The organism is Rhizobium sp. WSM409, assembly GCF_057653825.1.
This window is the reverse complement of record NZ_CM172794.1, coordinates 4,537,488-4,562,107: the sequence shown is the minus strand read 5'-3', so window position 1 is coordinate 4,562,107 and position 24,620 is coordinate 4,537,488. Positions and strand designations below refer to the sequence as shown.

24 protein-coding genes are annotated in these 24,620 nt (G+C 61.3%); 15 read left to right on the top strand and 9 right to left on the bottom strand.

Annotation, left to right across the window (positions count from 1 at the left end; translation table 11 throughout):
- Positions 1–24 precede the first annotated feature (24 nt).
- Complete coding sequence (locus AC25BC_RS22280; protein ID WP_012759657.1) at positions 25–654, bottom strand: MOSC domain-containing protein; 630 nt, start codon at positions 652–654, stop codon at positions 25–27.
- A gap of 57 nt (positions 655–711) precedes the next feature.
- Between AC25BC_RS22280 and recR the strand changes: the two genes are divergently transcribed.
- Positions 712–1,317 carry a recombination mediator RecR gene (gene recR, locus AC25BC_RS22275; protein WP_003544338.1) on the top strand — a complete coding sequence of 202 codons (606 nt, stop codon included), beginning with the start codon at positions 712–714 and terminating at the stop codon, positions 1,315–1,317.
- Positions 1,318–1,491: 174 nt separating this feature from the next.
- Positions 1,492–2,763 (top strand): lytic murein transglycosylase, encoded by a 1,272-nt coding sequence (locus AC25BC_RS22270; RefSeq protein WP_041935705.1) that lies wholly within the window; start codon positions 1,492–1,494, stop codon positions 2,761–2,763.
- Between the two features lie 6 nt (positions 2,764–2,769).
- On the opposite strand, the gene AC25BC_RS22265 is transcribed toward AC25BC_RS22270, so the two are convergent.
- A complete protein-coding gene (locus AC25BC_RS22265; protein WP_012759654.1) occupies positions 2,770–3,225 on the bottom strand; it encodes a GNAT family N-acetyltransferase in 456 nt (151 codons plus the stop codon).
- 22 nt (positions 3,226–3,247) lie between these two features.
- Positions 3,248–4,927: an MFS transporter gene (locus tag AC25BC_RS22260; protein WP_204337289.1), complete on the bottom strand. Its 1,680-nt coding sequence runs from the start codon at positions 4,925–4,927 to the stop codon at positions 3,248–3,250.
- A 198-nt stretch (positions 4,928–5,125) separates the two neighbouring features.
- Here AC25BC_RS22260 and rimP point away from each other — a divergent pair, with 198 nt between their 5' ends.
- The 10 genes from rimP to AC25BC_RS22210 all read left to right on the top strand — a co-directional run bounded on the left by rimP (position 5,126) and on the right by AC25BC_RS22210 (position 17,611).
- The gene (gene rimP / locus AC25BC_RS22255; protein WP_012759653.1) at positions 5,126–5,731 is read left to right on the top strand and encodes a ribosome maturation factor RimP; all 606 of its coding nucleotides are present in this window, start codon (positions 5,126–5,128) and stop codon (positions 5,729–5,731) included.
- A gap of 59 nt (positions 5,732–5,790) precedes the next feature.
- On the top strand, positions 5,791–7,392 hold the full coding sequence (gene nusA, locus AC25BC_RS22250; protein ID WP_003544328.1) for a transcription termination factor NusA: 1,602 nt from the start codon (positions 5,791–5,793) through the stop codon (positions 7,390–7,392).
- Positions 7,389–8,081 (top strand): RNA-binding protein, encoded by a 693-nt coding sequence (locus AC25BC_RS22245; RefSeq protein ID WP_003544325.1) that lies wholly within the window; start codon positions 7,389–7,391, stop codon positions 8,079–8,081. The genes nusA and AC25BC_RS22245 overlap by 4 nt, the downstream gene beginning before the upstream one ends.
- Positions 8,082–8,182: 101 nt before the next feature.
- Positions 8,183–10,936, top strand: coding sequence for a translation initiation factor IF-2 (infB, locus tag AC25BC_RS22240; RefSeq protein ID WP_012759652.1), 2,754 nt, complete (start codon positions 8,183–8,185; stop codon positions 10,934–10,936).
- Between the two features lie 150 nt (positions 10,937–11,086).
- Positions 11,087–11,491: a 30S ribosome-binding factor RbfA gene (gene rbfA / locus AC25BC_RS22235; protein WP_012759651.1), complete on the top strand. Its 405-nt coding sequence runs from the start codon at positions 11,087–11,089 to the stop codon at positions 11,489–11,491.
- 13 nt (positions 11,492–11,504) lie between these two features.
- Entirely contained in the window at positions 11,505–12,437 is a 933-nt protein-coding gene (truB, locus tag AC25BC_RS22230) for a tRNA pseudouridine(55) synthase TruB (protein ID WP_012759650.1), read from the top strand.
- A gap of 116 nt (positions 12,438–12,553) precedes the next feature.
- Positions 12,554–13,405, top strand: a complete 852-nt coding sequence (locus AC25BC_RS22225) for an alpha/beta fold hydrolase (RefSeq protein ID WP_012759649.1) — start codon at positions 12,554–12,556, stop codon at positions 13,403–13,405.
- Positions 13,406–13,556: 151 nt separating this feature from the next.
- Positions 13,557–13,826, top strand: coding sequence for a 30S ribosomal protein S15 (rpsO, locus tag AC25BC_RS22220; protein ID WP_003544317.1), 270 nt, complete (start codon positions 13,557–13,559; stop codon positions 13,824–13,826).
- Between the two features lie 348 nt (positions 13,827–14,174).
- A complete protein-coding gene (pnp, locus tag AC25BC_RS22215) occupies positions 14,175–16,313 on the top strand; it encodes a polyribonucleotide nucleotidyltransferase (protein ID WP_012759648.1) in 2,139 nt (712 codons plus the stop codon).
- Positions 16,314–16,594: 281 nt separating this feature from the next.
- Positions 16,595–17,611 (top strand): class I SAM-dependent methyltransferase, encoded by a 1,017-nt coding sequence (locus tag AC25BC_RS22210; protein ID WP_012759647.1) that lies wholly within the window; start codon positions 16,595–16,597, stop codon positions 17,609–17,611.
- 97 nt (positions 17,612–17,708) lie between these two features.
- On the opposite strand, the gene fabI is transcribed toward AC25BC_RS22210, so the two are convergent.
- From fabI to fabA, 3 genes are read right to left on the bottom strand one after another with little or no spacing between them, the layout of a single operon-like run.
- Positions 17,709–18,515, bottom strand: a complete 807-nt coding sequence (gene fabI / locus AC25BC_RS22205; RefSeq protein WP_003555777.1) for an enoyl-ACP reductase FabI — start codon at positions 18,513–18,515, stop codon at positions 17,709–17,711.
- 4 nt (positions 18,516–18,519) lie between these two features.
- Positions 18,520–19,752 carry a beta-ketoacyl-ACP synthase I gene (gene fabB, locus AC25BC_RS22200; RefSeq protein ID WP_012759646.1) on the bottom strand — a complete coding sequence of 411 codons (1,233 nt, stop codon included), beginning with the start codon at positions 19,750–19,752 and terminating at the stop codon, positions 18,520–18,522.
- Positions 19,753–19,797: 45 nt separating this feature from the next.
- Complete coding sequence (gene fabA / locus AC25BC_RS22195) at positions 19,798–20,313, bottom strand: 3-hydroxyacyl-[acyl-carrier-protein] dehydratase FabA (RefSeq protein WP_012759645.1); 516 nt, start codon at positions 20,311–20,313, stop codon at positions 19,798–19,800.
- 300 nt (positions 20,314–20,613) lie between these two features.
- On the opposite strand from fabA, the gene irrA reads away from it, so the two are divergent.
- Positions 20,614–21,033: an iron response transcriptional regulator IrrA gene (gene irrA, locus AC25BC_RS22190; protein ID WP_012759643.1), complete on the top strand. Its 420-nt coding sequence runs from the start codon at positions 20,614–20,616 to the stop codon at positions 21,031–21,033.
- 114 nt (positions 21,034–21,147) lie between these two features.
- Here the strand turns inward: irrA and AC25BC_RS22185 are convergent, their stop codons facing one another.
- Positions 21,148–21,783, bottom strand: coding sequence for a trimeric intracellular cation channel family protein (locus AC25BC_RS22185; protein WP_012759642.1), 636 nt, complete (start codon positions 21,781–21,783; stop codon positions 21,148–21,150).
- Positions 21,784–21,955: 172 nt separating this feature from the next.
- Here AC25BC_RS22185 and AC25BC_RS22180 point away from each other — a divergent pair, with 172 nt between their 5' ends.
- Positions 21,956–22,429, top strand: a complete 474-nt coding sequence (locus tag AC25BC_RS22180) for a hypothetical protein (RefSeq protein ID WP_003544300.1) — start codon at positions 21,956–21,958, stop codon at positions 22,427–22,429.
- 93 nt (positions 22,430–22,522) lie between these two features.
- Here AC25BC_RS22180 and AC25BC_RS22175 read toward each other — a convergent pair whose 3' ends face one another.
- Both AC25BC_RS22175 and AC25BC_RS22170 read right to left on the bottom strand, forming a co-directional pair.
- Positions 22,523–23,311, bottom strand: coding sequence for a YdcF family protein (locus tag AC25BC_RS22175; protein WP_012759641.1), 789 nt, complete (start codon positions 23,309–23,311; stop codon positions 22,523–22,525).
- A gap of 68 nt (positions 23,312–23,379) precedes the next feature.
- Positions 23,380–24,102, bottom strand: coding sequence for a YoaK family protein (locus tag AC25BC_RS22170; protein ID WP_012759640.1), 723 nt, complete (start codon positions 24,100–24,102; stop codon positions 23,380–23,382).
- Positions 24,103–24,339: 237 nt separating this feature from the next.
- Here AC25BC_RS22170 and AC25BC_RS22165 point away from each other — a divergent pair, with 237 nt between their 5' ends.
- The gene (locus tag AC25BC_RS22165) at positions 24,340–24,576 is read left to right on the top strand and encodes a DUF2798 domain-containing protein (protein ID WP_012759639.1); all 237 of its coding nucleotides are present in this window, start codon (positions 24,340–24,342) and stop codon (positions 24,574–24,576) included.
- The last annotated feature ends 44 nt before the right edge of the window (positions 24,577–24,620 follow it).

Genomic DNA, 24,620 nt, shown 5'->3' with positions numbered 1-24,620 from the left:
GGTCCACATATCAAGGTGTGTGAGCTAGTGTGCTTCGTCGGCTTGGGATTCCAGCATGGCCCGAAGCTTGTAGTGAATTGGGGCCGCGAGATATCGCGCCCGATCTGCGCCCTGAAGCCTTCGGCCGAAGGTCTCCATTAGCTCGGGCATCGTAATCTTGTCTCCCGAAAAAGACGTGTATTCCATCGGCATCCCGGGCTCGACCACGCCGCCTCGGATGACGCGGCAATAGATGCCGGGACGGGCGGCGGCGGTATAACGCTTGACGAATTTCGGATCGACCATCCTGGCGGCGAAGGTGGCGCAGGGCATACGGCATGCAGTGACCTCGAGGATGAGATCGCCAGCGGCGAAGCGGTCACCGACGGCGACGTCGCGATTGTCGAGATCTGATATCACCATGTTCTCGCCGAAAGTACCCGCCTCGTAGGGTCGGCCCAGTTCCTGCGCCCACCAGTCGAGCGTTAGCGATCCCTCGACATAGACCGCCTGGTCGACGCCGCCATGGTGTTTGCGGTTACAGATCGCATCGCCGACAAGACCTTCGGCGTCGATCATCACCGCGCCGTTGACGGCATGTTTGAAGATGCCGGTCTTGTAGCTCTTGCCCGGCAGTCTTTCCGGATTGCCGGTGCACAAGGCCAGGATTTTCATGGGACGGGCAATCCTTCCGCGATTCCGTTTTCGTCCCATATCAGTTAAGAACGGCGCATGGCAAAACGAGTCACCGGCCCCGAAATCGAAAAACTCATCCAGCTTCTGGCGAAGGTGCCGGGCCTCGGGCCGCGCTCGGCGCGCCGGGCGGCACTGCATCTGATCAAGAAGAAGGACCAACTGCTCGGCCCGCTGTCGAATGCAATGGGCGAGGCCTATGACAAGGTGAAGATCTGCTCGCGCTGCGGCAATGTCGATACGGTCGATCCCTGCATTGTCTGCACCGACGTCCAACGCGATCAATCCGTCATCATCGTCGTCGAGGACGTCTCGGATCTCTGGGCGCTGGAACGGGCAGGCGCGATGAACGCCGCCTATCACGTGCTCGGCGGCACGCTGTCACCACTCGACGGGGTCGGTCCTGACGATCTCAATATTCGCGGGCTGATCGACAGGGTCGGCGAAGGCGGCATCCGGGAACTGATCATCGCGGTCAATGCCACCGTCGAGGGACAGACGACAGCGCACTACATCACCGACCAGTTGCAGGGGCTCGATGTGAAGATCACCCGGCTGGCGCATGGCGTGCCTGTCGGCGGCGAACTCGACTATCTCGACGAGGGCACCCTTGCGGCGGCACTTCGGGCGCGGACGGTGATATAGGGAGGCTTGCGTATGTTGCACCACACCCCCCTCTGCCCTGCCGGGCATCTCCCCCACAAGGGGGGAGATCACAAGTGGCTTTGGTTTCCCGCTTCATTGTCAGCTTGCCGCGCAGAAACGTCGATTGTCGGCGGAAACCTCCGCGCCCAGCCGATCTCCCCACCTGTGGGGGAGATACCCGGCAGGGCAGAGGGGGGTGTTCCACGGCGGCTGCGGATATTCGCACTCACATTGGCGGCAGCTCTCCTGCCCCTCTCCTGTTACGCGGCCCCTTCGAAAGCCGATGTCGAGGCGCAGTTCGAGAAATGGGTGCAGAGTGACCTCTGGCCGGAGGCGAAGGCGAACGGCATTTCGGAGAAGGTCTTTCAAGCCGCTTTCTCCGGCATCACGTTGAACTGGAACCTGCCCGATCTCGCCCCGCCCGGTTTCCCGCCGCCGAAGGAGCAGAAGCAGACGCAGGCCGAATTTTCCTCGCCCGCTCCCTATTTCAACGAAGACCAGCTGAAGAAACTTGCCGCAACAGGTCGCGGCTTTGCCGCCCAATACGGCTCGACGCTGAAGCGGATCGAAAAGACCTATGGCGTGCCGGGCTCGATCGTGCTGGCCATCTGGGGCCGTGAGACCGGCTTCGGTGCGGCGAAGATCCCGAATTCGGCGATCGAGGTGCTGGCGACCAAGGCCTTCATGTCGACGCGCAAGGAGATGTTCCGCACCGAGCTGGTGGCCGCACTCCATATTCTCGACGGCGGTGACGTCACACCTGCTAATTTCAAGGGTTCGTGGGCGGGCGCACTCGGCCAGCCGCAATTCATGCCGACCAGCTATCTGAAATATGCCGTGGATTTCGATGGCGACGGCCACCGCAATATCTGGACCTCGGTGCCCGATACGCTCGCCTCGATCGCCAATTACCTGGTCAAGAAAGGTTGGCAGCGCGGCCGCGACTGGGGCTTCGAGGTGTCGATACCGGAGGCGGTTTCCTGCGCGCAGGAAGGACCCGATCTGGCAAAGCCGCTGTCGCACTGGGCCTCGCTCGGCATCGACCGCATCTCCGGCAAGGGCTTTCCCTCCGGCGAGATGAAGGCTGAGGGCATGATGCTGGTTCCGGCCGGCCGCGACGGACCGGAATTCATCGTCACGCCGAATTTCTACATCATCAAGGAATACAATAATTCCGATCTCTACGCGCTCTATATCGGCAACCTCGCCGACCGGATCGCCCATAATGACGGCGCCTTCCAGGGCAGATGGGGTGATGTCGGCAAGATGCTGCGCTCGGATGTCACCGCCATGCAGAAGGCGCTGGAACGGCAGGGCTATGATGTCGGCGGTTCCGACGGTCTGCCGGGCTACAAGACCCGGCGTTCAATCGGCCAGTGGCAGGCAAAGAACGATATGAAGCCGACATGCTTTCCGGAGGCGACGATGAAGGGCAAGCTGAAGTAACCGGCTTCAGAGATTGCGTTTCAAACCTTCATGGCTGGCGACGAAACCGAGCCTCTCGTAGAAGTGGATGGCATCCCCTCGCGTCTTGTCCGATGTCAGCTGCACCAATCCGCAGCCGCGCTCGGCGCATTGGGCGATCGCCCATTCGATGAATTGCGCGCCGAGGCCAGAACCGCGAAGATCGCTTGCCACACGCACGCTTTCAACCTGGCCGCGCCACCTACCCGTCCTCGAAAGACCGGGAACAAAACTCAGCTGCAGGCAGCCGACGACCCGATCGGTCGCATCGCTTGCGACGGCCAGAAGCTGATTGGCGTCCGCCTCGATTGCGGCAAAGGCCGAGAGATAACGCGCGTCGACAGGATCCGAAACGATCTCCCTGCTGCCGCCAAGATCGTCATCGGCCAGAAGCCGGATGATGGCGGCCAGATCGGATTGGCGGGCGAGCCTGAATCTATACATTTTTGATCTCTGCTAGCTAGTCTCAATGATGCAGATCGATCGGCGCCTTGTGGAAGACGTCGTCGCCGGGCGGAATGGCCTGGCGTTCGATCATGCGGTGGACATGCAGCGGACCTTCGCCGCGGTGAAGCGCACGCAGCCTGTCGGTATTTTCGGCATCGGCCTGCGTGCGCCGCTGGTTGTGTCTAATATATTCGACCCAGGTCGGCGTGTGGTAGGTTTCCGTCCAAAGGCTGGGATTTTCGAGATCACGCATCAGCGCCCAGTTGCGGGCGCCGTCGCGGATGCGGATGCGTCGGCGTTCCCCCATCAATTCCATGAACTCGGCAAGGTCCTCATCGGCGATCTCGTAATCGACCTGGATGACGATCGGGCCGCTGCGCGGTGTAATGTCGAGACTGAGGGCCGGCTCGGTGAAGCGATTCAGTGGATCGAGATTGAGCGAGGCGAAGGCCGGCATCGAAAAACGCAGGCCGATGGCGATGCCGAGCAGCATGACGACGGATGACATCAGCAGCGCATCGGCAACGCCGTAACGATCGGCGGCGACGCCCCACAGCCAGCTGCCGCCGGCAATGCCGCCGAAGGTGACGGTCTGGTAGAGCGACAGCGCCCGGCCGACCACCCAGCGCGGCGTCGAAAGCTGGACGATGGTGTTGAAGAGCGAAAGTGCGGAGACCCAGCAGGCGCCGGAAACGAGCAGCCCGGCAGAGGTCAGGACGGCGCTCGGACTCACGGCTGCGATGACCGCGCTCAATGCGAAGCCGGCAAAGGAGAGGCGGATAATCATCTCGCTGGAAAGCACCTGGCGAAGCCTGGCATTCAGCACCGCACCGCCAATCGCGCCGATGCCGAAGGCGCCGAGCATGAAACCATAGGTCAGCGGCCCGCCGGCAACGAGATCGAGGGCGACGACCGGCAGCAGCGCCAGGATCGAGCTGGCGCCGATGCCGAAGAGCAGTCCCCTGACAAGGACCTTTTCGAGATTGGGCGACATCGAGACATAACGCAGGCCGGCAAAGATGGCGCTGCCGAGCGCCTCGCGCGGCAGGGTCGAGACGGGCGCGGCTGGACGCCAGCGCAGCAGGGCATAGATCAAGGCGAGGTAACTCAGCGTATTCACCGCGAAGGCCGCGGCCGCGCCGGCGGCCGCGACGATGACGCCGCCGATCGCCGGGCCGACGCTGCGGGTGATGTTGAAACCCATGCTGTTCAGCGTGACCGCGGCCGGCAGATCGGCACGCGGCACCATATCGCCGACCGAGGCCTGCCAGGAGGGATTATTGAGCGCGGTGCCGCAGCCGATCAGAAAGGTGAAAAAGAGCAGCAGCCAGGGCGTGATCCAGCCGAGAAGGGCTGAGGCCGTCAGCAACGCCGAGACGGTGAGCATCATGCACTGCGCCGTCAGCATAACCCGGCGGCGGTCATAATTGTCGGCGAGCGCACCCGATATCAGCGAAAACAGCATGATCGGCAGCGCCGTCGAGGTCTGCACCAGCGCCACCATGTCCTCCGAGGCGGTGATCGTCGTCATCATCCAGGCGGCGCCGACCGCCTGGATCAGGCCGCCGAAATTCGAGGAAAGGCTCGCGAACCAGATGGTGCGGTAGGTATCGTGCCGCAAAGGCGCCAATGTCGAGGAAGTGTAGGCCACGATTTCTCCCGCTTTTGTTATTGCGCGCCAACGGCAATATATGCGCAAGACCGGCGCTGGCCATAGGCCTCATCACGTCGCCGGAAGCGAATTGGCCGAATCGGTCGCAGACCTTGCAATTTCGGAAAAACCCGACTATATGCCTCTCAAATTCTTGATCGCTTGATGAAGAGTGGGCCGCAAGGACCCGCTCTTTTTTATTAGCGTGATCGCCAAAAAAGCATGAAATTGCGAGGAGCGCACCGCTTGTCGGATCTGACAAACGCAGACAACGAACGTGAGCCGCGGCTGATTACCGAAACCGGGCTCGACCAGCGTCTTGCCGATATCATCGAACCCGTTCTCGTCGACCTGGGATTCCGGCTTATCCGCGTCCGCATGATGAACCAGAACGGCGCGACGATGCAGGTCATGGCCGAACGCGACGACGGCACGATGACGGTCCAGGATTGCGAAGAAGTCTCGATGGCGATTTCTCCCGTCCTCGATGTGGAAGATCCGGTCGATAAAGAGTATCATCTGGAAGTGTCTTCGCCCGGCATCGACCGTCCGATGGTGCGGAAATCTGATTTCGTCCGCTGGCAGGGCCACCTTGTGAAATGCGAGACGTCGATCTTGATCGACAATCGCAAGCGCTTCCGCGGCAAGATCGTCGAAGCAGGCACAGATGGTTTCACGCTCGAGCGTGACCAGATCGCCTATGGGGAAGAGCAGAAGGTCACCATTCCCTTCACGGCGCTTAGCGATGCGAAGCTCATTCTGACCGACGACCTGATCCGCGACGCGTTGCGCGCCGACAAGCTGGCGAAAGCCCAGGCCGCCAACCAGAACGAAGCGGACGACGAAGAATAACCGATCAACAGACCGCTCCAGGGACGGGAACCCTGGAGTAAAGACGGAGAAACAAGACAATGGCAGTCAGTGCGAACCGGCTCGAACTTCTGCAGATCGCAGATGCAGTGGCGCGCGAAAAAGTCATCGACCGCGAGATCGTGCTGGCCGCAATGGCCGATGCCATCCAGAAGGCGGCACGCTCCCGTTACGGCACCGAGTCCAACATCCGAGCCGACATCAATCCGAAGACCGGCGAAATCCGCCTGCAGCGCTTGCTCGAAGTCGTCGAGAAGGCCGAGGATTATTCGACGCAGATCCCGCTGGAGCTGGCCCGCGACCGCAACCCGGACGCCGCACTCGGCGATTTCATCGCCGATCCGCTGCCGCCGATGGATTTCGGCCGCATCGCCGCACAGTCGGCCAAGCAGGTGATCGTGCAGAAGGTGCGTGAAGCCGAGCGCGACCGCCAGTTCGACGAATTCAAGGATCGCGTCGGCGAAATCGTCAACGGTACCGTCAAGCGCGTCGAATACGGCAACGTTATCGTCGATCTCGGCCGTGGCGAAGGCATTATCCGCCGCGACGAAATGATCCCGCGCGAAAACGTCCGTTATGGCGATCGCGTCCGTGCCTATGTCTATGATGTCCGTCGCGAGCAGCGCGGCCCGCAGATCTTCCTGTCGCGCACGCATCCGCAATTCATGGTGAAGCTCTTCACCATGGAAGTGCCGGAGATCTACGACGGCATCATCCAGGTGAAATCGGTCGCCCGCGACCCGGGTTCGCGCGCCAAGATCGCGGTGATCTCGAACGACAGTTCGATCGATCCGGTCGGTGCCTGCGTCGGTATGCGCGGCTCACGCGTTCAGGCCGTGGTCGGCGAGCTTCAGGGCGAAAAGATCGACATCATCCCGTGGAGCCAGGACCCGGCGACCTTCGTCGTCAACGCCCTGCAGCCGGCCGAAGTCGCCAAGGTCGTTCTCGACGAGGATGCCGAGCGTATCGAAGTGGTCGTTCCCGACGAGCAGCTGTCGCTTGCGATCGGCCGCCGCGGCCAGAACGTCCGCCTCGCTTCGCAGCTGACCGGCTGGGATATCGACATCATGACGGAGGCCGAGGAATCGGAACGCCGCCAGAAGGAATTCAACGAGCGCACCAACCTGTTCATGGATTCGCTCGATGTCGACGAGATGGTCGGCCAGGTTCTGGCTTCGGAAGGTTTTGCCGCAGTTGAAGAACTGGCTTATGTCGATCTCGACGAAATCTCCTCGATCGACGGTTTCGACGAGGAGACGGCGCAGGAAATCCAGCAGCGCGCCCGCGAATTCCTCGAGCGTCTCGAAGCCGAGATGGACGAGAAGCGCAAGGCGCTCGGTGTCCAGGACGAACTGCGTGAAATCAACGGCATGACCGCCCAGATGATGGTGGCGCTCGGCGAAGACGGCATCAAGTCGATCGAGGACTTTGCCGGCTGCGCTGCCGACGATCTCGTGGGCTGGTCGGAACGCAAGAACGGCGAAACGAAGAAGTTCGAGGGCCTGTTCTCGAAGTTCGACGTCTCACGCGTCGAAGCAGAACAGATGATCGTCCAGGCCCGCCTTTCGGCTGGCTGGATCACGCAAGAGGACCTGGATAAGGGGACCGAAGAAGAGGTCACCGAAGCCGAACAAGAAGCATGATGACCGCGCATGAACCGGACGCTCCTCTCGAGGACGACGATCTTGCAGGTTATGACGTGAACGGACGTATGTGCATCGTGACGCGCGAAAGCGGATCGCCGGAAGAGCTGATCCGCTTCGTCGCCGCTCCCGATGGAACAGTTGTCGCCGATCTGAAGCGCGAGCTTCCGGGACGCGGATGCTGGGTGAAGATCGACCGGTCGCTGGTCGACAGGGCAGTGGCGAAGAAGCTCTTCGCCCGCGCGCTGAAGACGGATGTAAAGGCGGCGGACGATCTCGGCGCGAGTGTCGATCGGCTGCTCGCGGCGCAATTGATGCAGATGATGAACATGGCGCGGAAAGCCGGCCAGTTCGTCAGCGGCTCCTCGAAAGTGGATGCCGCGGTCAGAAGTGGAGCAGCCCTTGCGGTGTTCCACGCGACTGGTGCAGCGGACGACGGCGTCCGGAAAATCGACCAGGCCCGCAAGGCCTGGCACCTCGGAATGGAGACCGAGGAGGAGATACCTTCCTTCCGTCTCTTCTCGGAGAGCGAAATGGAAGGCCTGATGGGCCAGAATGCTTTTATCCATGCCGCAGTGCTTGCAGGGCAGGCGGGTGAAGGTGTAGTGAAGCGCGCAAAGATGCTCGAACAGTACCGTATTGGCGGTCAGTCCCGGGCAGCGGGCGGCGCTGGCCGGCTAAAACAATGAGGCGGTCACCGGCATCGGCCGGTCCCATCCTCATTGATCGACAGTATTGAACGACAGGGTCTGATCTAGTCATCGCTCCCTGTCCGAAGGAACGGGAACGAATGACCGATAGTAACGACGACAAGACAATCAGCGTAGCGGGCAAAAAGACACTCACCCTGAAACCATCGGGGATGAGCCAGGGTACCGTTCGCCAGGATATGGGTCGAGGTCGCACCAAGGCGGTCGTCGTCGAGACCCGTAAGCGGCGCCCGATGCGCCCGGAAGACGAAAAGCCGGTCACGCCCGTCGCTCCGGCGGCCCCCGTGCGCGCAGCCGAACCGGCGCCCGCGCCCGTGCAGGCGCGTCCGCAGCAGCCGACGCCGGCACCGCGGGTTCAGCAGGGCAACAACAACCAGACGAACCAGCGTCCGCCGCAGCAGTCTCACCAGCCGCCGCGCCAGAACGATCGTCCGCGCCCGGTGGTGCTGAACCATCTGTCGCCGGAAGAGATGGACGCCCGCCGCCGCGCGCTTGCCGACTCCCAGGCGCGTGACGCGCAGGATGCGATCCGCCGCGCCGAGGAAGAAAAGCTCCGTGCCGCCGAAGAGGTTATCCGCAAGGCAGCCGAAGCGGAAGAAGCTGTCCGCCGGGCCGCTGAAGAGGCTATCCGGCAGGCTGAGGCACCCGCTGTTGCTGAACCTGCAGCCGCAGAACCGGCTCCGGCCGAAGCACGCACCGACGTGGCACGGCCGCAGCAGCCCGCATCGTCGGCACCGGCCGCACGCCGGCCCGATGCGGCTGGAGCACCTGCTGCCCGTCCGGCAGCCGGCGCTGCCGTCCCTGGGGCCGTTCGCGGCCGCCGCGACGAAAAGGAAGAAGACGATCGTGGCGCAGCGCGTGGCGGCCCAGTCCGTGGCCGCGTCGTTCGCCCGGAACCCGCAAAGCCGGTCACGACTCGTCCGAAGACGGATGAAGAGCGCCGTCGCGGCAAGTTGACGATCACCACTGCCAACGTCGACGGCGAGGACAATGCCCGCGGTCGTTCGCTCTCGGCGATGCGTCGCCGGCAGGAGAAGTTCCGCCGCGGTCAGATGCAGGAAACCCGCGAGAAAATCTCCCGCGAGGTGGTTCTGCCCGAGACCATCACCATTCAGGAGCTGTCGCAGCGCATGTCCGAACGCGCCGTCGACGTCATCAAGTACCTGATGAAGGAAGGCCAGATGATGAAGCCGGGCGACGTCATCGACGCCGACCTTGCCGAAATCATCGCCGGCGAATTCGGCCATACGGTCAGGCGCGTGTCGGAATCCGACGTCGAACTCGGCATCTTCAACGTGTCCGACGACGATGGCGAACTGGTTTCGCGCCCGCCCGTCGTTACCATCATGGGCCATGTCGACCACGGCAAGACCTCGCTGCTCGACGCCATCCGTCATGCCAACGTAGTCTCCGGCGAAGCCGGTGGCATCACCCAGCATATCGGCGCCTATCAGGTGGAGCAGAACGGTCAGAAGATCACCTTCATCGATACGCCCGGCCACGCCGCCTTCACGGCAATGCGTGCCCGTGGTGCGCAGGCGACCGACATTGCGATCCTGGTCGTCGCAGCCGACGACAGCGTGATGCCGCAGACGATCGAATCGATCAACCACGCCAAGGCGGCCGGTGTCCCGATCATCGTGGCGATCAACAAGGTCGACAAGCACGAGGCTGATCCGCAGAAGGTCCGTAACCAGCTGCTGCAGCACGAAGTTTTCGTGGAATCCATGGGCGGCGAAGTGCTTGACGTCGAGGTTTCGGCCAAGACCGGCAAGAACCTCGACAAACTGCTCGAGGCGATCCTGCTGCAAGCGGAAATTCTCGATCTCAAGGCCAATGCGAACCGGACGGCGGAAGGCACTGTCATCGAAGCCCAGCTCGATCGTGGCCGTGGTTCGGTCGCGACCGTGCTCGTGCAGAAGGGCACGCTGCGTCCCGGCCAGATCATCGTCGCCGGCGACGTCTGGGGCCGCGTGCGCGCTCTCGTCACCGACAAGGGCGACCATGTGAAGGAAGCCGGTCCGGCAACGCCGGTCGAGGTTCTCGGTCTTTCCGGCACGCCGCAGGCGGGCGACAAGTTCGCCGTCGTCGAAAGCGAAAGCCGCGCCCGCGAAATCTCGGAATATCGTCAGCGTCTGGCCCGCGACAAGGCGGCTGCCCGCCAGTCGGGACAGCGCGGTTCGCTGGAACAGATGATGATGCAACGCCAGAGCGTCGGCATCAAGGAGTTCCCGCTGGTCATCAAGGGTGACGTGCAGGGCTCGATCGAAGCGATTGCCGGTGCGCTGGAGAAGCTTGGCACCGACGAAGTGCGCGCCCGCATCGTCCATTCGGGCGCCGGCGGCATCACCGAGTCGGATATCTCGCTCGCCGAAGCCTCGAACGCGGCCATCATCGGCTTCAACGTCCGTGCAAATACGCAGGCACGCCAGTTCGCCGAACGCGAAGGCATCGAAATCCGCTACTACAACATCATCTACGACCTCGTGGATGATGTGAAGGCAGCGATGTCGGGCCTCTTGTCTCCGGAGCGGCGCGAAACCTTCATCGGCAATGCCGAGATCCTCGAGGTGTTCAACATCACCAAGGTCGGCAAGGTCGCAGGCTGCCGTGTCGTCGAAGGCAAGGTCGAACGTGGTGCGGGCGTCCGCCTCATCCGCAACGACGTCGTCGTTCACGAAGGCAAGCTCAAGACGCTCAAGCGCTTCAAGGACGAAGTGTCCGAAGTGCCGATGGGTCAGGAATGCGGCATGGCCTTCGAAAACTACGAGGACATGCGCGCCGGCGACGTCATCGAGTGCTTCCGCGTCGAGCATATCACGCGCACGCTCTAAGCTGCTGCGCCTGAACTTTTCCGAAAGCCATCCGCCAGCCGGCGGATGGCTTTCGGGCATCTGCTGACTTGACCTTTTGGACCAAAAGAGTCATGGACGCTCTCCTTTGACGGGTTCGATTCCCAGCCGCATCGGCAAATAGAGATAACAATGACCAGACCAACTTCTTCCGCGCCTTCGCAGCGCATGCTGCGCATTGGCGAACAGGTTCGCGCCGCTCTCACCCAGGTGCTGCAGCGCGGCGAAGTGCGTGACGAAATCATCGAGGCGACCGTGATCTCGATCTCGGAAGTGCGCATGTCGACGGACCTCAAGATCGCTACCGCCTATGTGACGCCGCTCGGCGTTTCAGACCACAGCATCGTCATCAAGGCGTTGAACCGCCATGCAAGGTTCATCCGTGGCCGGCTCGGGCCGCAGCTTCGGCAGATGAAATACATGCCGGAGGTACGCTTCCGCGACGATACCAGCTTCGACAACTACAAGAAGATCGACGAGCTGCTGCGTTCGCCCGAGGTGAGCCGCGACCTCGACGGCGATAATGACGAACAATAAACAGAAGAGACGCATGTCCAAACCACGCAAACCCAAAGGCCGGCCGATTTCCGGCTGGCTGATCCTCGACAAGCCGGTGGATTTCGGCTCGACGGAAGCCGTCTCCAAGATCAAGTGGCTCTATAAGGCTGAGAAGGCCGGTCATGCCGGCACGCTCGATCCGCTCGCCTCCGGCATGCTGCCGATCGCGCTTGGCGACGCGACGAAGACCGTCCCCTACGTGATGGACGGCCGCAAGATCTATGAATTCACGGTGAGCTGGGGCGAGGAGCGGGCGACCGACGATCTCGAGGGCGAAGTGACGGAGAGTTCGGACAAACGCCCGAGCGAACAGCAGATCCGCGACATCCTGCCTGGATATATCGGTACCATCAGCCAGGTGCCGCCGCAGTTTTCCGCTATCAAGATCGCAGGTGAACGCGCCTATGATCTGGCGCGCGAAGGCGAAACCGTCGAAATCCCCTCGCGTGAGGTCGATATCTTCCGGCTGACCTTGATTGCCTGCCCGGACGCCGATAGCGCGCATTTCGAAGTGGAATGCGGCAAGGGTACCTATGTCAGGGCGCTGGCGCGCGATTTCGGGCGCGAGCTCGGCTGCTACGGCCATGTGTCCGGGCTGCGGCGCACCTTCGTCGCGCCTTTCGCGGAAGAGGCCATGGTGCCGCTCGCTGATCTCGTGGCGCTGGAGGCGATCGAGGATATGGACGAGCGCCTGGCGGCCCTCGACGCGCTGCTGATCAACACCTGCGAAGCGCTATCCTCCCTGCCCCATCTGGTCATCAATGACGACCAGGCGCACCGGCTGAAGATGGGCAACCCGATCCTGGTGCGTGGCCGCGATGCGCCGGTTGCCGAAAGCGAAGCCTATGCGACGGCCCGCGGCAAGCTGATCGCGATCGGCGAGATCGGCCAGGGCGAGTTTCGCCCGAAGCGGGTTTTCGCCTGAGCCTATCTGGCTTTCCGACAAGACAGCGATTGTCAGCCGGTCGCGATGCGATATCTTCCCTGTCGGGCAGCCATAGCGGCCCGAGGGGCCATGGGGGCCTGACAGAGGGAAAGATTATGCGCGTAACTGCTATCGGAATCCTGACGTTCTTTTCGATGTTTCTCGCCGTCACCGGCGCTCAATCCGCCGAGCGCTGGGCCGAGCTTCCGGCCTTTCCTTCGATGCCGGTGGCAAAGACGAGCGGCATGGCCGAGGTGAACGACATCAAGATGTATTACGCCGAATACGGCGAAGGCGACCCCATCCTGTTCATTCATGGCGGTCTTGGAAATGCCGAGGTCTGGGGTCACCAGGTCGCCGATTTTGCCAAGGATCATCGGGTCATCGTTGCCGACAGCCGCGGCCATGGACGTTCGACGCGCAGCCAGCAGCCCTTCGGCTATGACCTGATGACATCGGATTATGTGGCACTTCTCGACTATCTGAAGATCGACAAGGTGACGCTTGTCGGATGGTCGGACGGCGGCATCATCGGCATCGACATGGCGATGAAACACCCGGAAAAATTGACCCGCGTCATTGCCCAGGCAGCCAACGTCACAACAGACGGCGTCAAGGCTGACGTCATGGACAACAAGACCTTCAACGACTACATCAACGTCGCCGGCGAGCAGTACCGGAAGCTTTCGCCGACGCCGAACGAATACGACGCCTTCGTCAAGCAGATCTCCGAAATGTGGGCAACCCAGCCGGCCTGGACGGCCGCCGATCTTGGCAAGATCTCGGTGCCGGTCACACTTGCCATCGGCGATCATGATGAAGCCGTAAAGCTCGACCATACGGAAATGATGGCAAAACAGATTCCGGGCGCCAAACTCGTTATCCTGAAAGATGTGAGCCATTTCGCCATGCTGCAGGATCCTGCAGCCTATGACGGGATGGTCCGGGGCGCCATGGCGGGCCGTTGAAGCCGCCAAGGACGACCCCTCTTTCCATCGATCCATATTTGGTTTATAGGCAGCGCCAGCATCGGGTACGCCCGTTTGCATTCACGGCCAAAGCTGGACGACATCCCGGCTTTTGGCGACTTTATCTCCTCCTCTTAGAAAGGATAACCCGATGTCGATCACTGCTGAGCGCAAGTCTGCGCTGATCAAGGAATATGCGACCGTTGAAGGCGATACCGGTTCTCCGGAAGTCCAGGTCGCTATCCTGACCGAACGCATCAATAACCTGACCGAACACTTCAAGGACCACAAGAAGGATAACCATTCCCGCCGTGGCCTGTTGACGATGGTTTCGAGCCGCCGCTCGCTTCTTGATTATCTCAAGAAGAAGGATGAAGGCCGCTATTCCAAGCTGATCACCAGCCTGGGTATCCGCCGCTAAGATTGTCCGGCGGGCGCTTTCCGAGCGCCCGCCGGATCTGTTTCGGGACACGTCTCCCGATGAAATGTTCCAGCCGCGCCCTATCTTTTAGCGGTGGAAAGACCGGCAGACCCGGATGGGCCGGTTCTGCCAAACCAACCGTTGACCTGTCATGGGGCAGGATTGCCGGATGCTTTCGGCCAAGGCTTGTCAATGAGCTTTGGCCCGGTTTCTCAGGAATGCCTGAGGAAACCGAGGATGAAAAGCCTCCCGTTGTCTTGCCCGTGATACGTCACATTGATTGCGGTCGACTGTGCGCTGCGCCTTGATATCGGCGATGGCGCGTGCTCCCGCATTGAAGGACAAGACATGTTTGATACACACACAGTGGAAATCGAGTGGGCTGGCCGCCCGCTGAAACTCGAAACCGGCAAGATCGCCCGTCAGGCCGACGGCGCCGTTCTCGCCACCTACGGCGAAACCGTCGTTCTCGCCACCGTCGTTTCGGCCAAGGCGCCGAAGGCCGGCCAGGACTTCTTTCCGCTCACCGTCAACTACCAGGAAAAGACCTATGCCGCCGGCAAGATCCCCGGCGGCTATTTCAAGCGCGAAGGCCGTCCGAGCGAAAAGGAAACCCTGGTTTCCCGCCTGATCGACCGCCCGATCCGCCCGCTCTTCCCTGAGGGCTACAAGAACGACACGCAGGTTGTCGTTACCGTTATCCAGCATGACCTCGAAAACGATCCCGACGTGCTGTCGATGGTTGCCACCTCGGCTGCGCTGACGCTGTCCGGCGTTCCCTTCATGGGCCCCGTCGGCGGTGCGCGCGTCGGCTACATCAACGGCGAATACGTTCTCAACCCGCATCTCGACGAGATGGACGAATCGAGCCTCGACCTCGTCGTCGCCGGCACCTATGACGCCGTGCTGATGGTGGAATCCGAAGCCAAGGAACTTAACGAAGACATCATGCTCGGCGCCGTCATGTTCGGCCACAAGGGCTTCCAGCCGGTTCTCGACGCGATCATCAAGCTCGCCGAAGTGGCCGCCAAGGAGCCGCGCGACTTCCAGCCGGCAGACTACTCCGCTCTCGAAACCGAAATGCTCGGCCTTGCCGAAGGTGAACTTCGCGAAGCCTACAAGATCACCCAGAAGGCTGATCGCTACGCCGCCGTCGACGCCGTCAAGGCGAAGGTGAAGGCGCATTTCCTCCCCGAGGAAGGCGAAGCCAAGTACACGGCCGAGGAAGTCGGCGCGATCTTCAAGCATCTGCAGGCGAAGATCGTCCGCTGGAACATCCTCGACACCAAGAGCCGCATCGACGGCCGCAACCTCGAAACCGTTCGTCCGATCGTTTCGGAAGTCGGCCTTCTGCCGCGCACCCACGGTTCGGCACTCTTCACCCGCGGCGAAACCCAGGCGATCGTGGTTGCCACGCTCGGCACCGGCGAAGACGAGCAGTATGTCGACAGTCTGACGGGCATGTACAAGGAGCGCTTCCTGCTCCATTACAACTTCCCTCCCTACTCGGTTGGCGAGACCGGCCGCATGGGCTCCCCGGGTCGCCGCGAAATCGGCCACGGCAAGCTCGCATGGCGCGCGATCCGTCCGATGCTGCCGACGCCTGAGCAATTCCCCTACACGCTGCGCGTCGTCTCCGAGATCACCGAGTCGAATGGTTCGTCCTCGATGGCGACCGTCTGCGGTACCTCGCTCGCTTTGATGGACGCCGGCGTTCCGCTGGCAAAGCCGGTTGCCGGTATCGCCATGGGTCTGATCCTGGAAGGCGATCGCTTCGCTGTCCTGTCCGACATTCTCGGTGACGAAGACCACCTCGGCGATATGGACTTCAAGGTCGCCGGTACCGCCGACGGCATCACCTCGCTGCAGATGGACATCAAGATCACCGGTATCACCGAAGAGATCATGAAGGTCGCCCTTGGCCAAGCCCAGGGCGGTCGTGTCCACATCCTCGGCGAAATGTCCAAGGCCATCACCGAAAGCCGCGGCCAGCTCGGCGAATTCGCTCCGCGCATCGAAGTCATGAACATCCCGGTCGACAAGATCCGTGAAGTCATCGGCTCCGGCGGCAAGGTCATTCGCGAAATCGTCGAAAAGACCGGCGCGAAGATCAACATCGAGGATGACGGCACCGTCAAGATCGCCTCGTCTTCGGGCAAGGAAATCGAAGCGGCCCGCAAGTGGATCCACTCGATCGTCGCCGAGCCTGAGATCGGCCAGGTCTACGAAGGCACGGTCGTCAAGACCGCCGACTTCGGCGCCTTCGTCAACTTCTTCGGTGCCCGTGACGGCCTCGTCCACATCTCGCAGCTCGCTTCCGAGCGTGTTGCTAAGACGCAGGACGTCGTCAAGGAAGGCGACAAGGTCTGGGTCAAGCTGCTCGGCTTCGACGAACGCGGCAAGGTTCGCCTGTCGATGAAGGTCGTCGACCAGGCCACCGGCCAGGAAATCCCGAACGAGAAGAAGAAGGAAGAAGCGGCCGAATAAGCCGCCTTCGAGATTCAATACCGGGCGCGGGAATGCTTCCGCGCCCTTTTTTGTATCCTAAAGCGCGGCGCGATCTTTCAGATCGCTAGCGCATAACCCCGAAAGTCGGAATCGATTTTCGGAAAGGGTTATGCGCAGATTCAAAGTGATAGAGCGTCCTTAGCGCGTCTGAAAAGACGCGCGGCGCTCTAGCCGCACTTCAGGTCTTTGGTTTTGCGCATGTCGTGCTCGCAAAACCGCTGAACACTTTTGCGCGACATGCTTTAGGACGAGACGAGACCATGAGCAGCGAGACGCTGAAGACCCTGTTCCATCCCTTTGCCAGCGGCACAGTCGCGGCGCCCGGCGAGGGCGAGCGCGTGCTCTTCCTCGGCGCCGAGGCAGGCTTTGCGCTGCCGGAAGGCTTTGCCGCCTCGCTCAGCGCCGTCCAGGGCTTCCGGCCGCTCTATCGGCAGCTGCTGGCCCAGCGGATCGAAGCGAAGCCGGAGATCGACGGCGAAGACTACGATGCGGCTCTGGTGCTCTGCACCAAGCACAAGGGCGAGAACGAGGCCAATCTCGCCGCTGCGATCGCCCGCACCCGGCTCGGCGGCCTGATCGTCGTTGCCGGCGCCAAGGAAGACGGCATCCAGCCGCTACGCAAGCGGATGGAAGGTTTCAATATTGCCGTCGACTATATGCCGAAATATCACGGCGTCGCCTTCTGGTTCGGCCGGCCGGCGGATGCAGACGAGATTATCTCCAAGCTGGCAAAGGCGCCGGTCCGCGTCGATGGTCGTTTCCAAGCGACTCCAGGCATGTTCTCGCATGACCGCATCGATGCAGGATCGGAGCTGCTGGCGTCGCGCCTGCCTGAGGATTTCACCGGCGACGTTGCGGATTTCGGCGCCGGATGGGGCTATCTCTCCGTCGAGCAGGCGCAGAAGTCGCGTGGACTGACGCGTCTCGACCTCTACGAGGCCGATCACGCGGCTTTGGAGGCTGCCAGGGGTAATCTGGCTAAGAACTGCCCGAACGCGCCTGCACGCTTCTTCTGGCACGATCTGGCGGGTGAGCCGGTCAAAGACAAATACGATCTCGTCATCATGAACCCACCCTTCCATGAGGGACACGCGGCCGATCCGGCGCTCGGCCAGGCAATGATCAAGACGGCCGCATCCGCCCTTCGCGGCGGCGGCCGCCTGCTGCTCGTCGCCAATCGCGGCCTGCCATACGAGCCAGTTCTGGCGGCGAATTTCAAGGAAAGCGGCGAAACCTGCCGCAACGCCCGGTTCAAGGTTCTCTGGGCGAAGAAATAGGGCTCAGGCGGCTTCGACGCTGATCCTATCATCGAACAACAAAAAGGCCGTGCGCATCATCTGCGCACGGCCTTTGAGTTTCAAATGGGGTAGCCGTTTACTCGACGTCCGCTTTGCTCAGCGTTTCCAGCGTCGGCATGGAGGTGACGTTGAAGCCGGCGTCGACGAAGTGGATTTCGCCGGTGACGCCGGAGGAAAGGTCGGAGAGCAGGTAGAGAGCCGAGTTGCCGACCTGATCGATGGTCACGGTCTTGCGCAGCGGCGCATTGCGCTGGTTCCAGGAGAGGATCGCGCGCGCATCGGAGATGCCGGCGCCGGCAAGCGTACGGATCGGGCCGGCGGAAATGGCATTGACGCGGATGCCGCGCGGGCCGTAGTCGGCAGCGAGATAACGCACCGAAGCCTCGAGCGCTGCCTTGGCAACCCCCATGACGTTGTAGTTCGGGATGACGCGCGTCGAGCCATTATAGGTCAGCGTCAGCATCGCACCACCATCTTCCATCAACGGAGCGCAGCGCTTGGCGATCTCGGTGAAGGAGAAACAGGAAATGACCATGGTGCGGCTGAAATTCTCCCGCGTCGTATCGGCGTAGAGACCCTTCAGCTCGTTCTTGTCGGAAAAACCGATGGCATGGACGATGAAATCGAGCTTGCCCCAGCGCTCCTTGATCGCGTCGACCACGGCATCGACCGAGGCGACGTCCTCGACGTCGCAGGGCAGCACGAAATCCGAGTTGACCTCGGCAGCAAGCGGCTTGACGCGCTTGCCGAGCGCATCGCCCTGATAGGTGAAGGCGAGTTCCGCACCCTGTGCGGCGAGAGCTTTTGAAATCCCCCAGGCGATCGAGTGGTTATTGGCGACGCCCATAACGAGCCCGCGCTTACCCTGCATGAATCCCGTCATATTATTATCCGTTATAACGCTGGAAGACGAGCGTGGCGTTGGTGCCACCGAAGCCGAAGGAATTGGAGAGGGCAATGTCGATCTTGGCGTCGTCGATGCGCTTGCGCACGATCGGGACACCTTCGAATTCGGGATCGAGCTCGGTGATATGAGCGCTTTCGCCGATGAAGCCTTGCTGCATCATCAGCAGGGAATAGATCGATTCCTGCACCCCGGCAGCGCCAAGCGAATGGCCGGTCAGCGACTTGGTCGACTGGATATGCGGGATCTTCGAGCCGAACACTTCGCGGATGGCGCCGATTTCCTTGCTGTCGCCGACCGGCGTCGATGTGCCGTGGGTGTTGACGTAGTCGACGTCGCCTTTGACGGTGGCGAGCGCCTGGCGCATGCAGCGGATAGCGCCTTCGCCCGAGGGGGCGACCATGTCGTAGCCGTCCGAGGTTGCGCCGTAGCCGACGATTTCTGCGTAGATCTTGGCACCGCGGGCCTTAGCGCGCTCCAGCTCCTCAAGCACCAGCACGCCGGCGCCGCCGGCGATGACGAAACCGTCGCGGTTGACATCATAGGCGCGCGAGGCGCTGTCCGGCGTGTCGTTATATTTGGAGGACATGGCGCCCATGGCGTCGAAGAGGTTGGACATCGTCCAGTCGAGATCCTCGTGGCCGCCGGCGAACATCACGTCCTGCTTGCCCCACTGGATCATCTCGGCGGCGTTGCCGATGCAATGCGCCGAGGTCGAGCAGGCCGACGAGATCGAATAATTTACGCCGTGGATCTTGAACCAGGTGGCGAGCGTGGCCGATGCGGTCGAGGACATCGCCTTCGGCACGGCGAAGGGGCCGATGCGTTTCGGGCTGTTATTTTTTATGGTGATCTCGGCAGCTTCGATCAGGGTGCGGGTGGACGGACCGCCGGAGCCCATGATGATGCCGGTACGCTCGTTCTGAGCGTAGTCTTTCTCTTCCAGGCCGGAATCGGCAAGTGCCTGTTTCATGGCGACATGGTTCCAGGCGCCGCCCTGCGACAGGAAGCGCATGGCGCGGCGGTCGACCAGTTCGGCAAGTTCCGCCGAACCGAGCTTCGGACTGCCCCAGACCTGGCACTTGAACCCATGTTCGGCGAAATCGCTCGAAAAGGAGATACCCGACTTTGCCTGCCGCAAGGATTCGGTGACTTCGGCCGCGTCGTTTCCGATCGAGGACACGACACCCAGGCCCGTGACAACTACCCGTCTCATCTGATCAAACCTTTGTTGTTTTCGTCAGCCGCTCGAAATGCGGTTTCAGGCCGCCTTGTCTTTCGATAGACCGACGCGAAGGTCGGCCGCCTGATATATGGTCTCGCCGTCCGCCTTTAGCCAGCCGTCGGCCGTGCCGAGGACCAGACGGCCGCGCATGACACGCTTGAAGTCGATGCCATATTCGATCAGCTTCGTCTGTGGCCGGACCATGCCCTTGAATTTCACTTCGCCGGTCGAAAGCGCCATGCCTCGGCCTTGCTCGCCGAGCCAGCCTAGAAAGAAACCGGTCAGCTGCCACATTCCGTCGAGACCGAGGCAGCCCGGCATGATCGGATTGCCTTCGAAATGGCAGGGGAAATACCAGTCGTCGGGGCGTACGTCGTATTCGGCCCGGAGGTAGCCCTTATCGAAGGTGCCGCCCGTTTCGGAAATGTCCGTGATGCGGTGAACCATCAGCATGGGCGGCAGGGGCAGCTGCGCATTGCCGGGCCCGAACAGCTCGCCATGTGCGCAAGCGATGAGTTCTTCATACGAGAAGCTGGACTGTCTGGTCGTCATAAAGTTTCTTTTCCTCCCGCATCAAGCCGATGGATGTGAACGTGTAGTCCAAGTTCTTCAGAAAATGAAGCACGAGCAAGGCAGCTTCATTCATCGCCCCGGACCAGGCTTGCGCCATTATTTGGTGGTCGCATACAGGAAGGCTAGGGCCGGGACCAGACCTATTTGCGTCAAAAGCCCGTTTTTGCCGCGTTTATCAGGCTCCTGTCCCCATTGAACTATTGAAAGGCTCCGATGCAAAAGTTATACCCCTTAAAGAAACATGATTGCTTTATGCCAGAATAACCGGAGTTGGTTTTGATGACGGGTGCACTCCCGATCGCAATAGAGGTAAGGCTGCGCGGTGCAGGCCTGCGCCCCACCCGCCAGCGTGTCGCGCTCGGCGACCTCCTGTTTGCCAAGGGCGATCGGCATTTGACCGTCGAGGAACTGCATGAGGAGGCGGTTGCCGCCGGCGTGCCAGTCTCCTTGGCAACCGTCTACAACACGCTGCACCAATTCACCGAAGCCGGTCTCATCCGGGTTCTCGCCGTCGAGAGCGCCAAGACCTATTTCGACACCAATATATCCGACCATCACCATTTCTTCGTCGAAGGCGAGAACGAGGTGCTCGACATTCCCGTCAGCAACCTGACGATCGCCAATCTGCCGGAACCGCCGGAGGGCATGGAGATCGCCCATGTCGACGTGGTGATCCGCCTGCGAGCGAAGCAGGGCTGACGACTAAAGCGCATCGCACCGCATCGGGCTAATACGACGCCCTTTAAATCTTTATTTTTATGCATATTGTTGTCCCAAAACCGCTGCGCACTTTTGGGCGACATGCATTAGGCTTCACATGACATCGTCGGGATGCCGGCCGGGCTTGTGCCTGTAGGTCGGGAAGGTCCAGCCGAACCACAGGGCTCCACCGCGAGCGGCAAAGGCCGCCACGACGCCGCAGGCAGACGCCAGATAGAGCTGCATTCCGAGCGCATTCGCGGCCGTGAACACGCCGGCGCCGATAAGGGCTGCGGTCACGTAGATTTCCGGCCTCAACAACACCGAAGGCTCGTTTGCCATCAGATCGCGCAGGATGCCGCCGAAGGTCGCCGTCAGCGTGCCGGTGACGATCGCGATGGTCGGCGAACCGGTGGCGGCGAGGCCCTTGGCGGCGCCGATCACGCAATAGGCGGCAAGGCCGATCGCATCCAGCCAGATCAGCAGGCGATAGCGCGATTCCAGCAGATGGGCGGTGAAAAAAACGATGACGCCGACGATGCAGCAGACGAGGATATAGGCGGGGTTCAGCACCCAGAAGACCGGCACACGGCCGAGCACGATATCGCGTACGGTGCCGCCGCCCGTTCCCGTCACCATGGCGAAAAACAAAAAACCGATCAGGTCCAGTTGCTTGCGCGAGGCGGCGAGCGCGCCTGTTGCTGCAAACAGCGCAATGCCGGCATAATCGAGATAGACGAGCAGAGACATGCGAGCCCCGGAACCGGCGGAAGTTTTGCGGAATCAATCACGGCGGCAAGGGCGGCGCAAGGCGGCGCGGCCATAAAGCTGAAGTCTTTGATATAATGCATGTCGTTGTCCCAAAACCGCTGCACAGTTTTGGGCGACATGCATTAGGAGCCTTTATCCAAAGAGGAAAGCCGTGAAAACGCTGGTGCTCGCCGTTCTGAATATCGTCCTGCTGCTTGCCATGCCGGCTGTCGCCCTCAGTCAGCAATCGCTGATTTCCGATCCTGAGATCTACGAGAAGAAACATTTTCAGGAGCAGTGCAAGACGGCTGAATTTGCCGACGGCTTCATCATCCGGCAGGACATCAACAATGACGGCCTGATCGACGCCGTGGTCAACGAGGGCCAACTGACCTGCGACGGGCAGAAGGGGCCGCAATGCAATGACGACGGCTGCACCTATAATTTCTACCTGCAGGTTGCCGAAGGCGGTTATTTCATGATCGCGACCGCACAGATCTATGGCTACGATTTCGTCCAGCGCTTCGGCAACATGGTGCTGGCGATGAAGATGCATCCGCGTTTCTGCGACCGCACCGAAGGTGATCCCTGCATCGTGACGGCGCGTGTCCGCGGCACGAAATTCGTCACCATCTCGAAAAAGTAAATTTCAGCGCATAATCCCGAAAGATTTTCGGGATTATGCGCGAATTCAAAGTGATAGAGCGTCCTTTGCGCGTCCTATCGGACGCGCGGCGGTCTATTGCGGATAAAGTTCGGATGTGCGGCCGGCGAGATAATATCCTACCAGCCCGTACCATTCGCGGATCGCCGTCGCCATGTTCTGCGCATTGAGGTTCGGCTGAGTGAAATCGAGCCCGAGCCTCACCTGGCCGTCGGTGCGATAATCGGTCGGCCAGGGCACGATATCGATGCCGAGCTTGCGGAAGATGCCGACGGAGCGCGGCATGTGGAAACCCGATGTGATCAGCAGGCAATTTGAAAGACCCTGGCTTGCCAGGAATTCCTTGGTGTTGACGGCGTTTTCGAAGGTCGTGCGCGATTGCCTCTCCTCGATCAGGCGATCCCTGCCGACGCCGAAGAGCGGGAAGAAACGCTCGGATGCCGCCGCATCACCTTCATAGATGCCTGACATGGAGCCGTCGCCGCCCGACACCAGAATGCGCGACTGCGGAAATTTCTGCGCGAGCCGCAGGGCTTCGATGAAGCGATCGGCTCCGCCGTTGAATTCTATGCCGTGGCGCGCCGTGTTCACCTCGTTTTCGAAGCCGCCGCCGAGCACGATCATGCATTGCAGGCTATCGGGATCTGCGGCAGGCTTTGCGAAGCGCTGCTCGAGACCTTGCATCAGCAGGTTGCCGGCCGTGGTGTAGAGCGTGACGAAGAGGATGAGGGCTGAACCGGCTGCGCCGAGGATACTTAAGATACGCCAGCGCAGAAGGCCGGCAAGCAGGGCAAGGAAGACGAGGAAGAATGCCAGCGACAGCGGCTGAGCAAAAATCCAGACAAGCTTCGAAATCAGGAACAAGACCCACTCCTTGAGGATTGGCGGCGATCCTTCCTATCCGATTCGACGGTGACAGGAATGCGACGGTTTTATTTCGCGCGCGTGATGGCCGATCCGCTCGGTGCAACCTTCTGATTGAAGCGGCGCTGAAGCGGCCGCGGGATGAGCGTGGCGGCAAGTGCAAGCAGCATGGCGAAGAGGGAGACCAGCCACAGCGCGTGCGCACCGGTCAGCCGCGTCAGGACGGCGCCGGCGATCGCGCCGAGCACCATGCCGCCCCAGGGCACGATCTGGATCGTCCATTCGACACGACGATCGCCGATGATCCAGCGGCCGATGCCCCGGCCGAAGCGCGACAGGGCGCCGGTCACATAGGTCAGCCCGATCGGCAGGCCTTCGATATGCTCGACGGCAGCGTTCACCATGCCCATGGAAAAGACGATCATGTAGAACCGCGCGAACAGCATGTTCTGCACCGTCATCATCGAGGCGAGCGCCAGAACCAGCCCGACGCAGCCGAGCACCACAAAGATCCGGCGCTCGGAGACATGGGAGATGACGACGCCAGCCGCATTGCCGAGCACGAAAACGACGATGGCGGAGATCAGGACAGCCGCGTGATAAAGATTGCCCTCACTCAAGGCCAGTGCGGCCCGCGTCGTGTTCCCCGTCATGAAGGAGACAAAGTCGCCGGTCAGCAGAAGACCAGTCGCATCGGTCATGCCAGCCAGAAACGAGATCGAGCCGACCAGGGCGAGCCCGGTCAGGGTTCGTCGAGTCCGGATGATGCGGCGGCGTCTTGCTCTGGTCATTGGCTGAGGGTCCTGGAGCCGAATCGCTGAGATTCCAGCAACGAACATACATCCTCTCATTGAGGAATTGGCAAAGGCGATCCGAAGGGGATGGGGTGGACTTGAACGGCAACACATTTTCGGCCATAGAAACGGCGTTGCTTCAGATCGAAGCTCCGTAAGCGTTTACGTCAATCAACGCGCAACCCGCCGATCGGCGCTGCGCAATTGCCTGATCGGCACCTTACGGAGATCAAAATGCCCAAAGGCAAACTCCCCAAACGTTACAATACGATCGTCATGCCGCTCATTCTCTCGCTGCTGATGACATCAGTCGTCTCAGCGATCAGCATCGTCAGAGCACAGGGCCTGACCGCCCCTGCCCTTGCCATGTGGCCCTCCGCTTGGGCGCTCTCCTGGGCGATCGCCTTTCCCGTCCTGCTATTGATGCTGCCGGTGGTAAAGCGGGTGACGGCTGTTATCGTCGAGATGTGAGGTGCGAGGCGCCGGCGGGCTGTGAGAGCGGCCTGCCGGAGGTG